The organism is Nocardia sp. NPDC004860 (genome assembly GCF_040609015.1).
Classification (GTDB): domain Bacteria; phylum Actinomycetota; class Actinomycetes; order Mycobacteriales; family Mycobacteriaceae; genus Nocardia.
This window is the reverse complement of record NZ_JBEXJI010000023.1, coordinates 94990-114221: the sequence shown is the minus strand read 5'-3', so window position 1 is coordinate 114221 and position 19232 is coordinate 94990. Positions and strand designations below refer to the sequence as shown.

The 19232-nt window shown below is 69.0% G+C and carries 13 protein-coding genes and 1 pseudogene; 9 read left to right on the top strand and 5 right to left on the bottom strand.

Annotated features, from left to right (window positions below):
• Positions 1-35: 35 nt before the first annotated feature.
• Positions 36-1340 carry an MFS transporter gene (locus ABZV44_RS32565; protein ID WP_354844770.1) on the bottom strand — a complete coding sequence of 435 codons (1305 nt, stop codon included), beginning with the start codon at positions 1338-1340 and terminating at the stop codon, positions 36-38.
• 183 nt (positions 1341-1523) lie between these two features.
• Here ABZV44_RS32565 and ABZV44_RS32560 point away from each other — a divergent pair, with 183 nt between their 5' ends.
• The 3 genes and pseudogenes from ABZV44_RS32560 (at position 1524) to car (ending at position 7184) form a co-directional block, all read left to right on the top strand.
• Positions 1524-3065 (top strand): MFS transporter, encoded by a 1542-nt coding sequence (locus tag ABZV44_RS32560; RefSeq protein ID WP_354844767.1) that lies wholly within the window; start codon positions 1524-1526, stop codon positions 3063-3065.
• Positions 3066-3127: 62 nt separating this feature from the next.
• Positions 3128-3481: pseudogene (locus ABZV44_RS32555) on the top strand (alpha/beta hydrolase); the annotation flags it as partial.
• A gap of 262 nt (positions 3482-3743) precedes the next feature.
• Complete coding sequence (car, locus tag ABZV44_RS32550; RefSeq protein ID WP_354844881.1) at positions 3744-7184, top strand: carboxylic acid reductase; 3441 nt, start codon at positions 3744-3746, stop codon at positions 7182-7184.
• Here car and ABZV44_RS32545 read toward each other — a convergent pair.
• A complete protein-coding gene (locus ABZV44_RS32545) occupies positions 7153-7833 on the bottom strand; it encodes a TetR family transcriptional regulator (RefSeq protein ID WP_354844765.1) in 681 nt (226 codons plus the stop codon). The genes car and ABZV44_RS32545 overlap by 32 nt on opposite strands.
• Positions 7834-7952: 119 nt before the next feature.
• On the opposite strand from ABZV44_RS32545, the gene ABZV44_RS32540 reads away from it, so the two are divergent.
• Positions 7953-9092 (top strand): lipase family protein, encoded by a 1140-nt coding sequence (locus ABZV44_RS32540; protein ID WP_354844762.1) that lies wholly within the window; start codon positions 7953-7955, stop codon positions 9090-9092.
• A 54-nt stretch (positions 9093-9146) separates the two neighbouring features.
• Here ABZV44_RS32540 and ABZV44_RS32535 read toward each other — a convergent pair whose 3' ends face one another.
• Both ABZV44_RS32535 and ABZV44_RS32530 read right to left on the bottom strand, forming a co-directional pair.
• The gene (locus ABZV44_RS32535; RefSeq protein ID WP_354844760.1) at positions 9147-9929 is read right to left on the bottom strand and encodes a VOC family protein; all 783 of its coding nucleotides are present in this window, start codon (positions 9927-9929) and stop codon (positions 9147-9149) included.
• A gap of 167 nt (positions 9930-10096) precedes the next feature.
• Complete coding sequence (locus ABZV44_RS32530) at positions 10097-10888, bottom strand: SDR family oxidoreductase (RefSeq protein ID WP_354844757.1); 792 nt, start codon at positions 10886-10888, stop codon at positions 10097-10099.
• Between the two features lie 99 nt (positions 10889-10987).
• On the opposite strand from ABZV44_RS32530, the gene ABZV44_RS32525 reads away from it, so the two are divergent.
• Positions 10988-13027 (top strand): CocE/NonD family hydrolase, encoded by a 2040-nt coding sequence (locus ABZV44_RS32525; RefSeq protein WP_354844878.1) that lies wholly within the window; start codon positions 10988-10990, stop codon positions 13025-13027.
• A gap of 56 nt (positions 13028-13083) precedes the next feature.
• Here ABZV44_RS32525 and ABZV44_RS32520 read toward each other — a convergent pair whose 3' ends face one another.
• The gene (locus ABZV44_RS32520; protein ID WP_354844755.1) at positions 13084-14871 is read right to left on the bottom strand and encodes an ABC transporter ATP-binding protein; all 1788 of its coding nucleotides are present in this window, start codon (positions 14869-14871) and stop codon (positions 13084-13086) included.
• An 85-nt stretch (positions 14872-14956) separates the two neighbouring features.
• Here ABZV44_RS32520 and ABZV44_RS32515 point away from each other — a divergent pair, with 85 nt between their 5' ends.
• The 4 genes from ABZV44_RS32515 (at position 14957) to ABZV44_RS32500 (ending at position 19058) form a co-directional block, all read left to right on the top strand.
• Positions 14957-15481, top strand: a complete 525-nt coding sequence (locus ABZV44_RS32515; RefSeq protein WP_354844752.1) for a MarR family transcriptional regulator — start codon at positions 14957-14959, stop codon at positions 15479-15481.
• A gap of 115 nt (positions 15482-15596) precedes the next feature.
• Entirely contained in the window at positions 15597-16241 is a 645-nt protein-coding gene (locus tag ABZV44_RS32510) for a pentapeptide repeat-containing protein (RefSeq protein ID WP_354844749.1), read from the top strand.
• Positions 16242-16305: 64 nt separating this feature from the next.
• Positions 16306-18558 (top strand): molybdopterin-dependent oxidoreductase, encoded by a 2253-nt coding sequence (locus ABZV44_RS32505; protein WP_354844748.1) that lies wholly within the window; start codon positions 16306-16308, stop codon positions 18556-18558.
• On the top strand, positions 18555-19058 hold the full coding sequence (locus ABZV44_RS32500) for a helix-turn-helix domain-containing protein (protein ID WP_354844746.1): 504 nt from the start codon (positions 18555-18557) through the stop codon (positions 19056-19058). Before ABZV44_RS32505 ends, ABZV44_RS32500 begins: the two co-directional genes overlap by 4 nt.
• The last annotated feature ends 174 nt before the right edge of the window (positions 19059-19232 follow it).

The following is a 19232-nucleotide window of genomic DNA, read 5'->3' as shown; positions in this document are numbered from 1 at the left end:
TGTCCACCTTAACAAGCCGAGGCCGCGATCGCCGGTCAGGGGTGCGCCGACACCACCCGCGGCATCGGCGCGACCGAGCCCGGGCACGGCGCCGGGCACAGATGTCCGGCCAGCGCGGTGTGCGGACTGCGGTGGCGCAGCGACCCGGCCAGGGCGACCGCCTCCATCGCGATCACGATCAGGCCGTAGCCGTAGGTCGTGGCGGCCAGGCCGAACCGCTGCACGCACAGCCCCGCGATGACCGCGGGCACACTGAGCGACAGGTAGGAGACCACATAGATCGCGGTCACCACCTCCGCCCGGGTCTCGGCCGGTGACAGACCCGTCAGCATGCGCAGCGCACCCGAGAACGACGGCCCGAAGCCGACCCCGGCCACCACGCTGGCCGCGAAGAACAGCCCCACCGACTCCGTCGCCGCGCCCAGCAGCGCCAGCGAGACCCCGGACATGAGCAGGATCGGCCCGCGCAGCAGCGCCTGATCGATGGTCCAGTCGCGTGCCAGCAGTGCGGTGACCGCCGAGGTGCCCTGCAACGCGACCACCACCAGGCCACCGGCCAGCGGTGTGCCGACGTGGAAGTGCACCTTCATGAGCGCGCCGCCCAGCGCCAGATAGAGCCCGCCCAGCGCCCACGTGGCCGCGATCGACGGCACCAGGGTGAGGAACGCCACCCGGACCTCTTGCGGCACCGACACTTTGGGCTTCAGTGACGCCAGGCCCCGCCCGTCGGGCGCGACCGTCTCCGGAATCAGCAGCACGCCGATCACGATGACGGTGAACGCCACCGCGAGCAGCCAGTACACCAGCCGGGTGGGCGCGGGCGCGTAGGCCACCAGTAGCCCGGAACTGATCGCGCCCACCGCGAGCCCGCCGCCGGCCGCCACATTCGTCATGAGCGCGCCCAGCCGCGATTCCGCCGGCTGCAGATCGATGAGCGTGGCGGTGATCGCACCCGTGGCCAGCCCGGTCGCGATGCCCTGCACGATGCGGGCGGTGAAAAGCCAAGTCACCGACTGCGCTTCGGCGAACGCCAGCGTCCCGGCCAGCTCCACCAGCACCGCCGCGACGAGCACCGGCCGCCGCCCGATGTGGTCGGACAGCGACCCCGCGAACAGCAGAGTCACCAGCAGCGCAATGGCGTTCGCGGCATACACACCCGTCGACACCAGCGACGAGTAGTGCCACATCTGCTGATACACCGGATACATCGGCGACGGGGCCGCCGACGCGAACAGCAGCAGCCCCAGCGCGATCGACAGCAGCCAGAACGCCGCGGAGTTCGAGATCCGGTAGCGCGCGGGGGTTTCGACGCGCACGGCGTCGTCGGGAAGGTTCTGCATCGTTCCTCGGGCGAATCGTCGTTTGAGTGCGGTTCGAGTGTGACCCATCGGGGACGGGAGTTCGACCCGTCATGCTGACCGGCCGCGCTGTCAGTCCGCTGGCAATCCGATACCAGGGCACTGCCAGCGGATTCGGCGATGCTGGCGGTGTTCGCCTCTCCCGGAACGAAAGTCGTCGAGTCAATGAACAGCGAAGAACACCGGCGCGCGGGCCGGCGGGAATGGAGCGCGCTCGCCGTGCTCGTCCTGCCGCTGCTGCTGGTCTCCATGGACGTCTCGGTACTGTATTTCGCGGTGCCCTTCATCGTGCGCGACCTGGATCCCAGTGCCACCCAGCAGCTGTGGATCTTCGACATCTACGGCTTCGTGCTGGCCGGGCTCCTGCTCACCATGGGCGCGCTCGGCGACCGCATCGGCCGGCGGCGGCTGCTGCTGATCGGCGCGGCCGGCTTCAGCGTGGCCTCCTTCGCGGCGGCCTACGCGCCGAATGCCGAGGCGCTCATCGCCGCCCGCGCCGTGCTCGGCATCGCGGGCGCCACCCTCATGCCGTCCACGCTGGCGCTGATCCGCAACATCTTCGTCCACGACGCCGACCGCACCAGAGCGATGGCGGTGTGGGCGGGCGTGATGAGCAGCGGCGTGGCCATCGGCCCGGTGCTCAGTGGCGCACTGCTGCAGTACTTCTGGTGGGGCTCGGTGTTCCTGATCAATATCCCGGCCATGGCGCTGCTGCTGGTGCTGGCCCCGGCGCTGCTGCCGGAATTCCGTGGGGCGCGGGCGGGACGGTTCGACTGGATCGGCGCGGTGCTGTCGCTGGCGGCGGTCATGCCGATCATCTACGGGCTCAAGGAATGGGCCGCCAATGGATTCACGATGTGGCGGTTGGTGATCCTGCTGGCCGGGCCGGCCGTGGGCGCGGTGTTCGTGATCCGGCAGCGGCGGGTGCCGGACTCGGTGCTCGACGCCGCGCTGTTCACCCGGCGCACCTACACGGTGTCGGTGTCGGCGCAGCTGCTGGGCATGTTCGCCCTCGTCGGCAACGCGGTCTTCGTGACCCAGTACCTGCAGTCGGTGCTCGGTATGAGCCCGTTCGTGTCGGCGCTGTGGAGCCTGGCCCCGGCCGTGGTGGTGGGCGGCGCGGCCCCGCTGGCGGCGGCGCTGGCCCCGAAGCTGGGGCCGGGCCCGGTGGTGGCAGCCGGATTCCTCATCGCCGCTTCGGGTTTCGTGGTGATGGCGCTGGTCGGGGTGCACTCGCTGGTGCTGGTGCTGCTGGCGGCCGCCCTGCTGGGCACGGGACTGGTGGTGGTGATGACCCTGGTCACCGATCTGGCCATCGGCGCGGTCGCGCCGGAACGGGCGGGCGCGGCCGCCGCGGTGCTCGAGACCGGCGGCGAATTCGGCGGTGCGCTGGGCATCGCCGTGCTCGGCAGCATCGGCGCGGCGGTATACGGCGGCAAGGTCGACCGCGCCCTGCCCGCGGATCTGCCCCCGGCCGCCGCGCACACCATTCACGAAACACTCGGCGGCGCAGTCGGTGTCAGCGCCGGCCTGCCCGGCGGGGAGGCCATCCTCTCGGCGGCCCGCGCCGCCTTCACCTCGGGTATGAACACCATGGCGATCCTCGGCGCGATCGTCATGGTGGTGGCCGCCCTCGGCTGCGGACTGCTGCTCCGCACCGACCGGCCCGCCGCCGAACCCAGCCCCGCCGACGACGCCCTGGTCTGATCGGCCTTCAATTCGGGCTGGATGCCAGGCGATTCCGCCCCCGCGCACAGCGCCGCGGGCCCCTCGTCCCCGACTCCGACGGATGTCTCCGGATCACGCAGGAGAAGTTCCACGACAGCTTCTGACCAGGACCTCACCGAGGACGAGGGTCTGGTCATGGCGGTCACACAGAAGCCCCGCTGGGCTCCAGCTTCGGTGACACCGTCACCGCCCCGGCCTGGAAGGCCGAGACGGCCTGGTGCCAGGTCTCCATCGAGGACCGCGTGATCAACCCGGGCAACGAGCGCCGCATGGCCGAGCGGATGGGCCCGCGCCGGACCGTCGAGCTGCCCTCGAGCCACGTCTCGCCGGCCTCGCAGCCGGTCGCCGTCGCCGACCTGGTCGATGCCGCGGTGACCGATCTGGGCTACCGGTAGCACGCTGCGGATTCGCGGCGCATTCTGGATTGGGGGTGCGCCGCGGAGTTCTTGACTTTCCCCTCCCGGGCGCCCATGGTGGAAATGTTAGCAAAGCTAATTGATGGGGAGAAAACCCGACGTCCGAACGAATTCGCGGCGTCGTGATCGCCGGAGACCAGGGAGGCCATTGATGGTCGAGGACGCCGTTCGGGCGGAGCTTACCCAGCGATTCGCGGATCGGCTCGCGCATGCCGAGATCGCGAAGCGGTTCGAGGAACTGATGGCCGACGATCAGGTACGGGCGCTGGTCCCGCTGCCCGAGGTCGCGGCCGCGGCCCAGCAGTCCGGGCAGGGTCTGGCCGGTGTGGCGGCGGTGCTCTTCGGCGGATACGCCGACCGGCCCGCCATCGCCGAGCGGGCCACCGAGATCGTGGTCGGCGCCGATGGGCGGCGTACCCGGCGGTTGCTGCCCGCGTACCGCACCACGAGCTATGGCGAGCTGTGGGTGCGTTCCGGGGATATCGCGGCCGCCTGGCACGCGGACCCGCGACACCCCCTACGCGCGGGAGACTTCCTGTGCATCCTGGGCTTCGCCAGCGGCGACTTCACCGCCGTCGAGCTGGCCGGCATCCGGCTGGGCCTGGTGAGCGTGCCGCTGCAGTCGGGTTCACCTGCCTCGCAATGGCATTCGATCATCACCGAGACCGGCGCCCGGACGCTGGCGGTGAGCCTGGAACTGCTCGCGCCCGCGCTCGACTGCGTGCTCGGCGGCACACCGGTGGAATCGATCGTGGTCTTCGACTTCGAACCCGGCGACGACCACCACGCCGAGACCTACGCCGCCGCACAGCGCCGCATCGCGGAGTCGGGAGCCGAGATCAGCCTGGAATCGCTTGCAGCCGTGGCGGACCGGGGCCGCGACCTGCCCGCGGTACCGCTGCACGTCCCCGCCGACGAGGACGAGCTCGCCCTGCTCATCTACACCTCCGGCAGCACCGGGACCCCCAAGGGCGCGATCTACCCGCAGCGCCTGGCGACCGGTATGTGGTTGGGGCCCACGGTCATTCCGGCCCCGGTCATCAATTTCTGCTATATGCCCTTGAGTCACGTCGCCGGCCGCATGGTGCTGAGCGGCACCTTCGCGCGCGGCGGAACCGCGTATTTCGCGGCGGCCAGCGACATGTCGACCCTGTTCGAGGATTTCGGCCTGGCCCGCCCCACCGAGGCGTTCTTCGTCCCACGCGTGTGCGACATGGTGTTCCAGCGCTATCAGAGCGACGTGCAGCGCCGCATCGCCGCGGGTGCGTCCCCCGCCGAGGCCGACGAGGCCGCGAAAGCCGCACTGCGGCAGGACTTCCTGGGTGGCCGCCTGCTCCGGGTCATGGTCGGCAGCGCGCCCATCTCCGCGGACATGAAGGAGTTCATGAACTCGGTGCTGGGCCAGCCGCTCGTCGACGGTTACGGCTCCACCGAGGCGGGCGGCGGCCTGCTCATGGACAATGAGATCCGCCGGCCGCCGGTCATCGACTACAAGCTGGCCGATGTGCCCGAGCTCGGCTACTTCGCCACCGACAAGCCGTACCCGCGTGGCGAGTTCCTGGTGAAGTCGACGCAGCAGATCCCGGGCTATTTCAAGCGTCCCGAGGTGACCGCCGAGATCTTCGACGAGGACGGCTACTACCGCACCGGCGATATCGTCGCCGAGGTCCGGCCCGACCATCTGGTGTACGTCGACCGCCGCAACAATGTGCTCAAGCTGTCGCAGGGCGAGTTCGTGGCCGTGGCCAAGCTGGAGGCCGTCTTCGCCACCAGCCCGCTCATCGCCCAGATCTTCGTGCACGGGTCCAGTGAGCGCTCGCACCTGCTGGCCGTCATCGTGCCCTCGGCGGCCGCCCTCGCGCTCGAACCCGCCGAGATGACCGCGGCCATCACCGAATCCATGCAGCAGATCGCCAAGGACGCCGAACTGGAGTCCTACGAGATCCCGCGCGAGTTCCTGATCGAGACCGAGCCCTTCACCCAGGACAACGGCCTGCTGTCCGGCATCGGGAAACTGTTGCGGCCCAAGCTCAGGCAGCGCTACGGCGAGCGGCTCGAGGAGCTGTACCGCGCGCAGGCGCGGCAGCAGGAGGACGAGCTGCTCGCGCTGCGTCGCGAGGCCGCCGACCGGCCGGTGCTCGAGACGGTGTGCCGGGCCGCCCGCGCCATCCTCGGCGGCGGCGAGCCGCAGGCGGATGCGCACTTCACCGATCTGGGCGGGGATTCGCTGTCGGCGCTGTCGTTCTCGACGCTGCTGCGCGAGATCTTCGATGTCGAGGTGCCGGTCGGCGTGATCGTCAGCCCCGCCAGCGACCTGGCCGGGCTGGCCGCCCGCATCGAGGCCGAACGGTCCGGTGCCGGCGGTCGTCCCACCGCGTCGGCCGTGCACGGCGGCAGCGAGATTCGCGCCGCCGACCTCACCCTCGACAAGTTCGTGGACGCGGCGACCCTGGCGGCCGCGCCCGGTCTGCCGCTCGCGCCGCAGCCGCCGCGTACGGTGCTGCTCACCGGCGCCAACGGTTACCTCGGCCGGTTCCTGTGCCTGGAATGGCTGCAGCGCCTGGACGACACCGACGGCACTCTCGTCTGCATCATTCGCGGCCGCGACGCCGAATCGGCGCGCCGGCGGCTGGACGAGGTGTTCGACAGCGGCGATCCCGAGCTGTCGCGGCTCTACCGGGAGCTGGCCGGGCGTCGCCTGCGCGTGCTGGCCGGAGACATCGGCGCACCGAATCTCGGTCTGGACCAAGCGGTTTGGCAGGAGCTCGCCGAGACCGTCGACTTCATCGTGCACCCGGCCGCGCTGGTCAATCACGTGCTGCCCTACGACCAGCTGTTCGGTCCCAATGTGGTCGGCACCGCCGAGGTGATCCGCCTGGCGCTCACCGCGACCCGCAAACCGGTCACCTACCTGTCCACGGTCGGTGTCGCCGATCAGATCGACCCCGCCGTGTTCACCGAGGACGGCGACATCCGCGAGATCAGCGCCGTGCGCACGGTGGGCGACGGGTACGCCAACGGCTACGGCAACAGCAAGTGGGCCGGTGAGGTGCTGCTGCGCGAGGCGCACGACCTGTGCGGGCTGCCGGTGGCGGTCTTCCGCTCCGACATGATCCTGGCGCACAGCGTGTACGCCGGGCAGTTCAACCTGCCCGACATGTTCACCCGCCTGCTGCTCAGCGTGCTCGCCACCGGTCTGGCCCCGAAGTCGTTCTACGCCTTGGATTCCGACGGCGGGCGGCGACGGGCCCACTACGACGGCCTGCCCGCGGACTTCACCGCTGCCGCCATCACGGCTCTCGGCGCCCGCGTCACCGCCGGTTTCGAGACCTACGACGTCCTCAACCCCCACGACGACGGCATCTCCCTCGATGAATTCGTGGACTGGCTCATCGAATCCGGCCATCCCATCGACCGCATCGACTCCTACCCGGACTGGGCCGGCCGTTTCGAGACCGCCCTGCGCGCCCTGCCGGAGCGGCAGCGCACCCACTCGGTGCTGCCGCTCCTGCACGCCTACCGCCGCCCCGGCCTGCCCGTCGCGGGCGCGGCGCTCCCGGCCAAGCGCTTCCAGACGGCCGTGCAGCAGGCGAAACTCGGCCCGAACGGCGACATCCCGCACCTGACAAGGGAACTCATCGACAAGTACGTCACGGACCTGAGGCTGCGCGGTCTGCTGTAGCCCTCAGTCGCCGCCCGCCGCCTGCCGCCGCGGGGATCTCGAGACCGTGCTGCAGCGCGGCGACGGTGCCGTCGAGGATCTCGTAGAGGCGGTCGAGGGACGGATCGGGGCTCGCCACCCAGTCGTCGAGCCCCACTCCGAAGGCCGCGAAGCAGGTCGCGGCGGCGAGTTTCGCCCGCAGATCGTCCTCGGCCAGTCCGCCGCGGCGGGCGAAACTCCGGGCCAGCGCGTCCCGGCGGCCGAAGGTGCCGGTGAAATTCTCCTGGCGCAGTTGCGGATTGGTGATCAGCACCAGCCGCGCCCGCCGGGCGGTGTCGGCCTGGCGGCGACGCAGCTCGGCCTCGGCATCGTCGAGGAGGAACTCGCGCAGCGCGGCCCGCAGCGCGACGAAGACCGCCTCGTGCGGCGGGCGGCGGTCCAGTGCGGCCAGCAGATAGGACATGACGTCCTCCTCGTGGCTGAAGACCACGGCCGCCTTGGCGGGGAAGTGGCGGTGGAAGGTGCGCCGCGAGACCTGGGCCGCGTCGGCGATCTCCTGCACGGTGGTCTGCTCGAAGCCGCGGCGCTCGAACAGCAGCAGCGCGGCGTCGATCAATTCGTGCCGCACCCTGGCCTTCTCGCGTTCCCGCAACCCGGTCGGTGCCGTCATCCCGCCCTCTCGTGTCGCCGATATCTACCCTGGTGTCTCAAAGTGACACTTCTCAGGATAGTCTGACCGAAGTGTCTCACTGTGACACCAAAGCGAGACGATACGAGAGGACTCCTCCGATGACGCGACGCACCGTGATCACCCTGGTCTCGGCGGCCGTGCTGGCCACCGGGCCGCTTGCCGCCACCGCCCAGGCCGACCCGCCCGTCCGGGCCGAGGGTGCGGCCCCGGGCGCCGTCGTCGGCAATGAGGCGCTGGCGCAGGACCTCTGGATCGACGGCACCGGCTCGGCCCGCAAGCTCACCTACTGGACCCGCGATTCCTCCGATCAGCCCGCGCTGTCCACCGGCGTGGTCTTCACCCCGGCGGGTACCCCGCCGCCCGGTGGCTGGCCGGTGCTGTCCTGGGAGCACGGCACCGTCGGCATCGGCGACGACTGCGCGCCCTCGGTGGCCGGCCGCTCCGACCGCGACATGGGGTTCCTCGCCACCTGGATGAAGCAGGGTTACGCCATCGTCGCCACCGACTACATCGGCCTGGGCACCCCCGGCGTGCACGCCTACCTCGACGGCCGCGCCGAGGCGCACGCCGCCATCGACATGGTGCGCGCCGCCCACGCCGTGGACGACTCGCTGGCCCCGAAATGGGTGGCGATCGGGCAGTCGCAGGGCGGCGGCGCCGCGGTTTTCACCGCCTCGCTCGCGACACGCTATGCGCCCGAACTGGATTACCGCGGCGCGGTGGCAACCGGTCCGGCCTCCAATATCGTCGACGCCGCGACCCTGATCGGGCCGGAGACCCCGCCCATCGGGTCCTCGCACATCACCGCCTACGCGACCTACGTGTTCAACGGCCTGAAGGCGGCCCGCCCGGACTTCGACCTGGACAGCTACCTGACCCCGCTGGGCAAGCAGCTGGTGATCGACGCCCAGACCCTGTGCTTCGCCCCGCTGGCCGAGCGTGCCGCCGGTGTGTCGCTGAACCAGCTGGTGTCGCGGCCGCTGGCGGACGGCGATTTCGTGCCCACCGCGCGGTCGGTCATGGATGTCCCGCTGACCGGCTACGACCGGCCGCTGTTCATCGGGCAGGGCACCAATGACACCGATGTCCCCGCGCCGCTGACCGCCAAGCTGGTCGCCGACATGGCCGCGGCCGGAACGCATCCCGAGGTGCACGTCTACGTGGGGAAGGACCACAGCGGCGCCATGCTCGCCTCCCTGGCCGACAGCGTGCCGTTCGTGGCGCGACTGTTCTCCTGACGCGAAAGGCCGAGTGGCACAGAGCCACTCGGCCTTGGCGACTGATGCTCCGGATCAGCCGATAGTGACGGTGGTGTCGATCAGACCGAAGACCTCGCCCTGCGGGCCCGACACGATGCCCATGCGCCCGAAGGGGCTGTCCGACGGGCCCATCAGTACGGTCGCGCCGAGCTCCTTGGCCTTGTCCAGCGCGGCGTCCGCGCCCGCGACCTGGAACCAGGTCAGCCAGTAGTTGGGACCGTCGCCGGGCTGGCCGGTGCTGTCGGCCACGCCGCCCATCGGGCGGCCGTCCGCGCCGGCGAAGGTGGAGTACGGCATCTGCTCGCTGCCGATCTCGTCGAAGGACCAGCCGAAGACCTGCTTGTAGAACTCCTGCGACGGCGTGTACGCGGCGGTGTGCAGGTCGTTCCAGCAGTACGCGCCGGGCTCGTTGAAGATCCCGGCGCCGGTGTGCGCCTTGGCTTCCCACACACCGAACACCGCGCCCCCCGGGTCCGCGCCGACGAACATGCGCCCGACGTCCATCACGTCGAAGGGCGGCATGAACACCGTGCCGCCGGCCGCCGTGACCGCGCCCGCGACCGCATCGGCACTCTCGGCGGCGAAGTAGGTGGTCCACACCGACGGCATGGCGGCCTCACCCATCTTGGGCCCGATGCCCGCGGCGGGCTTGCCGTTGAGCATCGCCATCAGATACCCGCCCGCCTCGGGCGGACTGTCGAGCACGTCCCAGCCGAGCAGCTGGGCGTAGAAGTCCCGCGCGGCGGCGGGATCGTCGACGGAACAGTCGACCCAACACGGAGTTCCTTGCGGCCAAACCTTGTCTGTTGTGGGCATACGGATCCTCCCGAGAGTCGGTCGGTTGCGGCCTGTCGGAGGGCAGGCACATGGTCAGCTAACCATGCTTCCCGGCATTCCGGTCACGGAATACCGACTGGTCACGAACTTGTGTTGAACATTCCGGGAGCACCCGGGCGTCGACCTGGCCAGTGACAACTCCGGGTTCACGGCCGGTATGGGTAGGCGCCGCCGTCGATGACGATGCGCTGGCCGGTGAGGTAACCGCCGGCGGGGGAGACGAGGAAGGCGACAACGTCGGCTACTTCTTCGGGGCGGCAGACATGGCCGAAGGGGGAGGTGGCGTCGAGGTCGGCGGCGTGGCGGTGGATGCCGCCGGACAGGGCCGCGGTCAGGCGGTCGCCCATGTCGGAGGCGACCAGGCCGGGGGCGACGATATTGACGTGGATTCCGTTGGGGGATTCCTCTTTTGCGAGGGTGTGGGCGAGGGCTTCGAGGGCGGCCTTGGCCATGTTGTAGGGGGCGCCGGCCGCGCCGAGCGCGTGGGCGGCGACGCTGCTGATCATGATGATGTCGCCGCGTTCGCAGGTGCGCATGCCGGGGAGGACGAGCTTGGTGAGGTGGTGCGGGCCGATGGCCTGAATACGCAGCAGTCGCTCGACCTCCGCCGGATCGGTGTCGGAGACCAGGCGGCCACGGCTGGCGACGCCGCCATTGTGGACGAGGATGCTGATCGGGCCGAGCTCCTTCGTCACGCGGTCGACCATGGCGGTCACGGCCACCGGATCGTCGACCGGGGCGTGCACGGCGAGGGCGGTGGCTCCCAGGGAATGCAATTCGGCCACAGTGTCTTTCGCCGATTGCTCATGGCGCACCCAGTTGACCGCGACCACGGCGCCGCGGGTGGCCAGCGCATGGCTGATGGCGCGCCCGATACCGCGCCCGCCGCCGGTCACGAGTGCGACGCGTCCCGCCAATTCGCCTGCTGCTGTGCTCACCTGATCAACATATGACACCCGCCACGATTGCGGTCGAGAGTGTCGGCCATTACAGTCCGACCGTTGGGTACGCAGAGGTTCCTCAACCACGGGGTCGGGATGCAATTCACCAAGTTCAGGGGACGAACGCTGGGCGCGCTCGCCCTGTTCGCCACCGCACTCACCGTCGGGGTGCTGGTCCGGCCGCTGGCCACCGCCACCCCGGACGCCGGATCACTGGGCGCGGCCTGGACCGCGACCGAGGACGGGCCGCCGAAATATCCTGGCGTGCACATCGATTGGGACGTCCCGATCGCCATGAGCGACGGCACCGTCCTGAAGGCCAATGTGTATCGGCCCATGGACGCCGACGGCCACATCGTCGACACCCCGCTGCCGACGGTCGTCAACCTCACTCCGTATACGAAACTCGTGTCCATGATCGCGGATTCGGCGCTGTCGATTCCCGGCCTGTCGGATGTGCTGTCGAACTTCCTGCAGGGTTTCGACCTGTACGGCGTCGGCCTCGGCGGTCTCTCCGACCTGGTGAAGGTGGTGCCCGGCGGCGCGGCCCGCGTCTTCACCGCCGACCGGAAGCTGGTCCAGTCCGGCTACACCCAGGTCGTGGCCGACGTGCGCGGGACCGGCTTCTCCGAGGGCGTCTGGCAGGTCTTCCAGGAGCGTGAGCAGCTCGACAGCGTCGAGGTGATCAACTGGGCGGCCCAGCAGCCGTGGTCGGACGGCAAGGTCGGGATGTCGGGCATCTCGTACTCGGCGATCAATCAGGTGCAGGCCGCCGAACATCAGCCGGACGCGCTGAAGGCCATCTTCCCGGTCGAGCCCGGCAGTGACCTGGTGCGCGATGTGCTCGCCACCGGCGGAGCACTCGGATTCGGTTTCATCCCACCGTGGTTGCTGGGCGTGGACAGCCTGAAACTGCTCCCGGATCTGACCTCGATCTTCTCCGGCGCCTTCGACTGGAGGTGGCTCGCCGACCGGCTGCAGAGCCCGTTCACCTTCTTCGACTACATCATTCAAGCGCTGACAGTGCAGTCCATCCCGGAGATCCCGGACAACCTGAAGAGCATCCTGGAACCCGACAGCAGCCTGCGCACCGCCTGGCTCGGGCATCCGGACCGGGTGCGGGTGCCGACCATGGTCTACGGCGGCTGGCACGACATCTTCACCTACTCCGAACCGCGCATCTACGACATGATTCCCTTGCCGCCCGGGCAGAAACAGCTGATCATGGGCGACACCTACCACGCCGATCCCGGCAGTGGCTTCGGCGCACCCGGGGCCCCGCCGCGCCTGGACGTGCTGGAGCGCGCCTGGTTCGACAAGTGGCTCAAGGGCATCGACAACGGCATCGACGGCTACGGCCCGGTGACGTTGTTCCAGCAGGGCGGCTCCTGGACCACGACGGACCAATTCCCGCGCATCGACGTCGATTACCGACGCCTGTACCTGTCCGGCGTGCCCAGCGGCACCGCTCCGATGAGCGTGCACGACGGCAGCCTGGTCGCCGATCCCGCCGGGCCGCAGCGGCTCACCGTCGCGCCCGGCATCAACAGCCTGTGCTCGCGTGATTCGGCGCAGATCACCGCGGGCGTCACGGCCATCCTCGACGCCTGCGCCAAGGACGCGCGGCCGATGGAGCTCAACGGCCTCACCTTCACCAGCCCACCGGTGGCCGCCGCGACTCTCGTCTCCGGGCCGGTGAACGTACACCTCAACACGGTGCTCGACGCCACCGACGGCTACTGGACCGCGACCCTCAACGATGTCGCGCCCGACGGCAGGTCCACGGTGCTGACCTCCGGCCAGTTGACCGCGTCGCTGCGAAAGGTGGACGAGGACAAGGCAACTCGCTCGGCCAACGGCGACTACACCGACCCGTACCCGGTCCTCACCCTGGCCGATCGCGAGCCGCTCGTCCCCGGTCGGCCCACCACCGTCGATCTGGGCCTGACCGCCACCGACGCCGTCCTGCAGCCGGGCCACCGCCTGCGCGTCGACGTCTTCGCGTTCAACTTCCCGCGCGGCCTGCCGCTGCGCCCGCTGTTGAACGAGAGCGAACTGCTGCCCCAGCACATCGACCTCGACCCGAACGCGCCCAGCTGGGTGAACGTCCCTCTCGGCGGAAATATCGGCTGGTAGGGAGAGAAAGAGGCCCTGTCGTCAGCGTGGACGGCAGGGCTTTCCGCTGTCCGGGTTCAGGATTCGAGCACGCCGACCACGTCGGCCTCGGCCATGACATCGTCGAAGGTGTCGCGGGCCAGCAGGTCGGCGTAGAAACCATTGCGCTCCACCAGTTCCCGGTGAGTACCGCGTTCCACGACGCGGCCCTGATCGAGCACCACGATCTGATCGGCGTCCCGGATCGTGGACAGCCGGTGCGCGATCGTGATGGTGGTGCGATTCGCGGACAGCGCGTCGATCGCCGCCTGCACCTCGCGCTCGGTCCTGGTGTCCAGCGCACTGGTCGCCTCGTCGAGCACCATGATGGGCGGATTCCGCAGGATGGCGCGCGCCACCGCCAGCCGCTGCTTCTCCCCGCCGGAGAAGCGGTAGCCGCGCTCGCCGACCAGGGTGCCGTACCCGTCGGGCAGGCTCATGATGTGGTCGTGGATCTGCGCGGCCCGGGCCGCGGCATGCAATTCCGCCTCTGTCGCATCGGGTTTCGCGAAGCGCAGGTTGTCGGCGACCGAGGAGTGGAACAGGTAGGTCTCCTGCGACACCACGCCCACCGCCGCGGACAGGTCGGCGAAGGACAGCTCCCGCACGTCCACGCCGTCGATGGTGACCCGGCCGGACGTCACGTCGTACAGCCGCGCCACCAGATACCCGAGAGTCGTCTTCCCCGAGCCGGTTTCGCCGACGATCGCCAGGCTCGACCCGGCGGGCACCTCGATATCGATGTCGCTCAGCACGTTCCGATCCGTGTCGTAGGCGAACCCCACGCGCTCGAACCGCACCGCGCCCGTCACCTGCTCCGGCAGGGGCGTCGGCTGCGCGGGCTCCTCGATGTCCGGTCGCAGATCCAGGTATTCGAAGATCCGCCCGAACAACGCCAGCGAGCTCTGAATATCGACGCCGGTCGACAGCAGCATGACGGTCGGCCGCAGCAGGCCGCTCTGCAGCGTGGTGAACGCGACCAGCGTGCCGATCGACACCAGCGGATGCCCCTGGGCCACGGTCATGCCCGCCGCCCAGTAGATGACCGCCGGCATGGCCGCCATCACGATCGAGATGGTCGACTGCCGCCATCGCCCGGCCATGCTGGAGCGGATCTCCAGATCCACCAGCCCCCGCGATTCCCGGGTGAAATCCTCGACCAGCGCGGGTGAGCGACCCATGGTGCGCGACAACAGGATTCCGCTCACCGACAGCGATTCCTCCACGATCGCCGACATGCCCGCCAGCTTGCGCTGCTTCTCCGCGGTGATGCGCCGGCGCTCGGAGCCGACCCGGCGGCTGATCCACACGAACAGCGGCAGCATGACCAGCGAGATCAGCGTGAGTCGCCAGTCCAGCGCGAACATGGCGATGACCGCCGCGACGACGGAGGTGAAGTTGGAGACCAGCGAGGTGATGGTCGAGGTGACCGTGGACTGCATGCCGCCGATGTCATTGGCGATTCGCGACTGCACCTCGCCGGTGCGGGTGGTGGTGAAGAAGGACAGCGGCATGGACTGCAGCCGCGCGTAGACGGCCGACCGCAGATCGTGCATGACGTCCTGGCCGACCGCGGTCGAGATATAGGTCTGGAAGACGCCGAACACGCTGTTCAGTGCGGCGACCGCGATCATGCCCACGGCCAGCAGGGTCAGCAGTCCGGTGCGACCGTGCGGCAGTGCGTCGTCGATGATGCCGCGCAGCAGGAACGGGGAAGCCAGACCGGCCAGCGAGGCCAAACCCACCAGGGCCGCGACCAGGGCCAAGCGCCCGCGATACGGATGGAAGAGCCGGACGATCCGGCTCAGTTCCGGTTGTGAAGCCATCAGCGCCTCCTTTCGCAGGGAGTCACGCGCTATAACTGAGTTTCGCTCATAATTGTTCCAAGGACAATGAGCTATGCTCTGGATCATGCCGAGCAGTCCTGCAGACGAGTCGCGTACGACGGGCGCGAGGCGTGTCGTTCCCGACGATGACCTGGCCGAACTCTTCCTGCGCACCACCAAACGACTGCGCCGCACGCAGTCGGCGCGGCTGTCGCCGCTCGGCCTCACCCCGGCCCAGGCCCGCGCGCTGCGCATCATCGGCCGTGCCGACGAGCACGGCGGCGAACCGTTGCGTATGTCCGCCCTCGCCGAGCGCCTCGGCATCGTGCCGCGCTCGGCCACGACCGTCGTCGACGCGCTGGTCGCCGCCGGACTGGTTGCCCGCGAACCGGATCCGGGCAACCGCCGCGCCACCCTGGTGACCCCGACCGCAGCGGGCCGCCGGGTAGTGGCTCGGATGTCCGACGCTCGCCGTGACGCCGCCGAAGAGATCTTCGCTGCTCTCTCGCCCGGCGAGCGTCACACTCTGCGCGAGCTTCTCGCCACCTTGGCAGTCGACGACTGCACACCGCCGAACGCCGCGCTGACCCCGCGAACCGGCCCGGAGTAGCAGGCCGAGGTTCCGGTCGGTCGCGCGGATGGGTGGCCGGGCTGTCGTGAGGCTCGAGTACGGTCGGGAGCGTTGTGCCGATCCGATCTTCACCTCGACCCGGTAAGGAACCGATATGCCACGGGAGCTGGCCGACCTGCCTTTCGCGCGTTTCCTGGAACCACAGGAGACGCTGCGCGATGAGGGCGCTTACGACTGTGCCCATTTCGACGGCCTCTCACTCGACGATCCGCAGTTGCGCGGGGTTACCTTCACCGAGTGCGCCATCTCGGCCACCACGGTGACCGGCGGTTTCTTCCGGTATTCGCGGTTCAACGATGTCTGGCTGAACGGCACGCGCTGGATCAGGACCGATCTGTCCGAAACCAATTGGATGGATGCGGAATTCGTGCTCGCGGCCATGTCGGGGGTGGAGGCGTTCGGGTCGGCGCTGCGGCGGGTGAGTTTCCACAACTGCAAGTTCGATTCGGTGAATCTGCGTGGTGCGGTGCTCACCGATGTCTCGTTCGTGGATTGCGTGCTGCGGGACGTGGATATCAGCGAGGCGAAGCTGGCCTCGGTGACCTTCCCCGGCTCGGAGATCTCCGGGCTGTCGCTGCGCAATGCCAAGTTGAAGAAGGTCGACCTGCGCGAGGCTCGGTCGATCGGTATCTCCGGTGGGGTCGAATCGCTGTCGGGTGCGCTGGTCACCAATACGCAGCTGCTCGAGCTGGCCCCGGTCTTCGCCCACTCCTTCGGAATCCTGGTCAAGGACCTGTAGACCGAAACGGCCGAGCGGCGCGAGTTAGTAGCGCTAGTGAACTTACTCGAGTTACGCTCCTCACATGACGGAGTGGCGGCCTACGGCGTGCATCCTGTGTGAGTGCAACTGCGGCATCCAGGTGCTGCTCGGGCCGGACGGCCGGTCCTTCGAGAAGATCCGCGGCGATAAGCTGCATCCGGCGTCGGAGGGCTACACCTGCAACAAGGCCCTGCAGCTGGACCGCTACCAGAACGGGCACACCGGCCGGCTGACCTCGCCGCTGCGGCGGCGTGCGGACGGCAGCTTCGAGGAAATCGATTGGGAGACCGCGATTTCCGAGGTGTCGGCCAAGCTGCTGGAGGTCGGGCACCACTTCGGCGGTGAGTCGATCTTCTATTACGGCGGTGGCGGGCAGGGTAATCACCTGGGCGGCGCGTACGCGCCGGCGACCATGGCCGCGTTCGGCATGAAGTACCGCTCCAGCGCGCTGGCGCAGGAGAAGACCGGTGACTTCTGGGTCGGCGCGCGGATGACCGGCTACCCGATGCGCGCGGACGTCGAGCATGCCGAGGTGGCGTTCTTCATCGGCAAGAATCCGTATCAGTCGCACGGGTTTCCGCGGGCGCGCACGGTGCTGAAGGAGATCGCCAAGGATCCGGCGCGGTCGATGATCGTGCTCGACCCGGTGCGCACCGAGACCGCCGAGCTGGCGGACTTCCACCTGCAGCTGCGGCCGGGGACCGACGTGTACCTGCTGACGGCCATGGCCGCGATCCTGGTTCGCGACAACCTGATCGACGAGGAATGGCTGGCCGAGCACACCAGCGGCCTGGATGCGGTGCTGCCGGTGCTGCGGGCTGTCCCGATCGAAAAGTACTGCGCCATAGCCGATGTCGACCTGGATCTGGTGGCCGCCGCGACGCACCGGCTGGCCCGCGCGGACTCGGTCGCCGCGCTCGAGGACCTCGGCGTGCAGATGAACCGGTACTCGACGGTCGTGAGCTATGTCGAGAAGCTGGTCTGGCTGCTCACCGGCAATGTCGGAAAGCCGGGCACCCAATACGCTTTCACCGGCCTGAGCAATCTCGGCCACGACCGCGGGCATCCGGCGGGCGAGGGCCCCAAGAGCCCGGTGGCCGGCGCGCAGATCGTGAGCGGTCTGGTGCCGTGCAATGTGATCAGCGAGGAAATCCTCACCGATCACCCGGCGCGTTACCGCGCCATGTTCGTCGAGAGCGCGAATCCGGCGCACTCCCTGGCGGATTCGGCCCGCATGCGCGAGGCGCTGGCGGCGCTGGAACTGGTGGTCGTCATCGACGTCGCCATGACCGAGACCGCGCGCCTGGCCGACTATGTGCTGCCCGCGCCCACCCAGTTCGAGAAGTACGAGGCCACGTTCTTCAACTTCGATTTCCCGCGCAATATCTTCCACCTGCGGCACCCGGTGCTGCCCGCGCCGGCGGGCGTGCTGCCCGAGCCCGAGATCCACGCCCGTCTGGTCGAGGCCGCGGGCGTGCTGAGCGAGGCGGACTACGTGCCGCTGCGGGCCGCGCTCGCGCAGGGGCGGGAGGCGTTCGCCCTGGCCTTCCTGGGGATCCTCGGCGATCCGGCGCGGTCGAAACTCGCTCCCGTGCTGCTGTATCGGACGCTGGGGGAGACGCTGCCCGACGGTGCGGCCTCGGCGGCACTGTTGTGGGCGGCGGCCTACAACATGGTGCGCAAGTTCCCGGCCAGCGTCGAACGCGCCGGGTACGGAACGGGTCTGGAGGCGGGGGAGCGGCTGTTCGAGGCGATCCTGACGGGCGAGCACGGCATCGTGATCTCCGAGGACGATTACGCCGAGACCTGGAATCGGGTGCGCGACAAGGTGATCCGGCTGGAGATTCCGGAGCTGCTGGAGGTGATCGCCACCCTGCCCGTACCGACCGAGGACGACAGCGCGGACTGGCCGTTCATCCTCTCGGCCGGTGAGCGCCGAGCCTTCACGGCCAACACCATCTTCCGTGACCCGGCCTGGCGCAAGCGTGATGCGGCGGGCACCCTGCGCATCAGCACCGGCGACGCCGAGCGGCTCGGGCTGACGGCGGGCGACCTGGTCCGGGTGACGACCCGGCGCGGCACCGCGCAGGTTCCGGTCGAGCCCACCGACCGCATGCGCCCGGGCCACCTGTCGCTGCCCAACGGTTTCGGGCTCTCGGTCGCCGCCCCGGACGGCACCTCTGTCACCACCGGCACCGCCCCGAACGAGCTGACCTCCGTCGACGACCGTGACGAATGGGTCGGCACCCCCTGGCACAAGTACGTCCCCGCCCGCCTGGATACCGTGACCGTATGAAACGAACGAGTTTCGCGAACTGGCCGTGCACCGTCGCCCGCACCGTCGACCTGCTGGGCGACTGGTGGACGCCGCTCATCCTGCGCGAAGCTTTCTACGGCGCCAAGCGTTTCGACGATTTCGAATCCACCCTCGGCCTCAGCCGCAATATCCTCACCCAGCGTTTGAACCGATTGGTGGACGCGGGACTGTTGACCAAGGTTCCGTATCAGGAGCGACCGGTGCGCCACGAATACCGGCTGACCGATCAGGGGCGCGATTTCTTTCCCGTCATCGCGGCCATGATGGCCTGGGGGGATCGGTACCTGGCTCCGGAATCCGGGGAACCGGTGGTTCTGCATCACACGGCGTGCGACCACGATACGCACGCCGAGGTGGTGTGCTCGCATTGCCGGGAGCCGTTGCGGCACGAGGACATTTCCGCTCGGCTGGGACCGGGGTTTCCGGCTCGGCTTCGGAATGCGGCATTAGCGACCGGTCGTTTTGGTGACGGTGATTGAAAATCCTTGTATCGGAATGGAATTCGGTACGAATGGATAGTGGGGGCGCAGTAGAATTAGTGCATAGGAATCAAGGCGGAGACACTCGACAGCTGTGGCATCGCTTGGGCTCGTCTGCTGTCGAGTCCGAATCGCCCGTCTCGGGTGAGTTGGGTCGGGATCGTTCGTCTGCTG

Coding starts and splice junctions, on each gene's coding strand:
- ABZV44_RS32565 (WP_354844770.1), bottom strand. CDS start 1,340: ATGCAGAACCTTCCCGACGACGCCGTGCGCGTCGAAACCCCCGCGCGC.
- ABZV44_RS32560 (WP_354844767.1), top strand. CDS start 1,524: ATGAACAGCGAAGAACACCGGCGCGCGGGCCGGCGGGAATGGAGCGCG.
- car (WP_354844881.1), top strand. CDS start 3,744: ATGGCCGACGATCAGGTACGGGCGCTGGTCCCGCTGCCCGAGGTCGCG.
- ABZV44_RS32545 (WP_354844765.1), bottom strand. CDS start 7,833: ATGACGGCACCGACCGGGTTGCGGGAACGCGAGAAGGCCAGGGTGCGG.
- ABZV44_RS32540 (WP_354844762.1), top strand. CDS start 7,953: ATGACGCGACGCACCGTGATCACCCTGGTCTCGGCGGCCGTGCTGGCC.
- ABZV44_RS32535 (WP_354844760.1), bottom strand. CDS start 9,929: ATGCCCACAACAGACAAGGTTTGGCCGCAAGGAACTCCGTGTTGGGTC.
- ABZV44_RS32525 (WP_354844878.1), top strand. CDS start 10,988: ATGCAATTCACCAAGTTCAGGGGACGAACGCTGGGCGCGCTCGCCCTG.
- ABZV44_RS32520 (WP_354844755.1), bottom strand. CDS start 14,871: ATGGCTTCACAACCGGAACTGAGCCGGATCGTCCGGCTCTTCCATCCG.
- ABZV44_RS32515 (WP_354844752.1), top strand. CDS start 14,957: ATGCCGAGCAGTCCTGCAGACGAGTCGCGTACGACGGGCGCGAGGCGT.
- ABZV44_RS32510 (WP_354844749.1), top strand. CDS start 15,597: ATGCCACGGGAGCTGGCCGACCTGCCTTTCGCGCGTTTCCTGGAACCA.
- ABZV44_RS32505 (WP_354844748.1), top strand. CDS start 16,306: ATGACGGAGTGGCGGCCTACGGCGTGCATCCTGTGTGAGTGCAACTGC.
- ABZV44_RS32500 (WP_354844746.1), top strand. CDS start 18,555: ATGAAACGAACGAGTTTCGCGAACTGGCCGTGCACCGTCGCCCGCACC.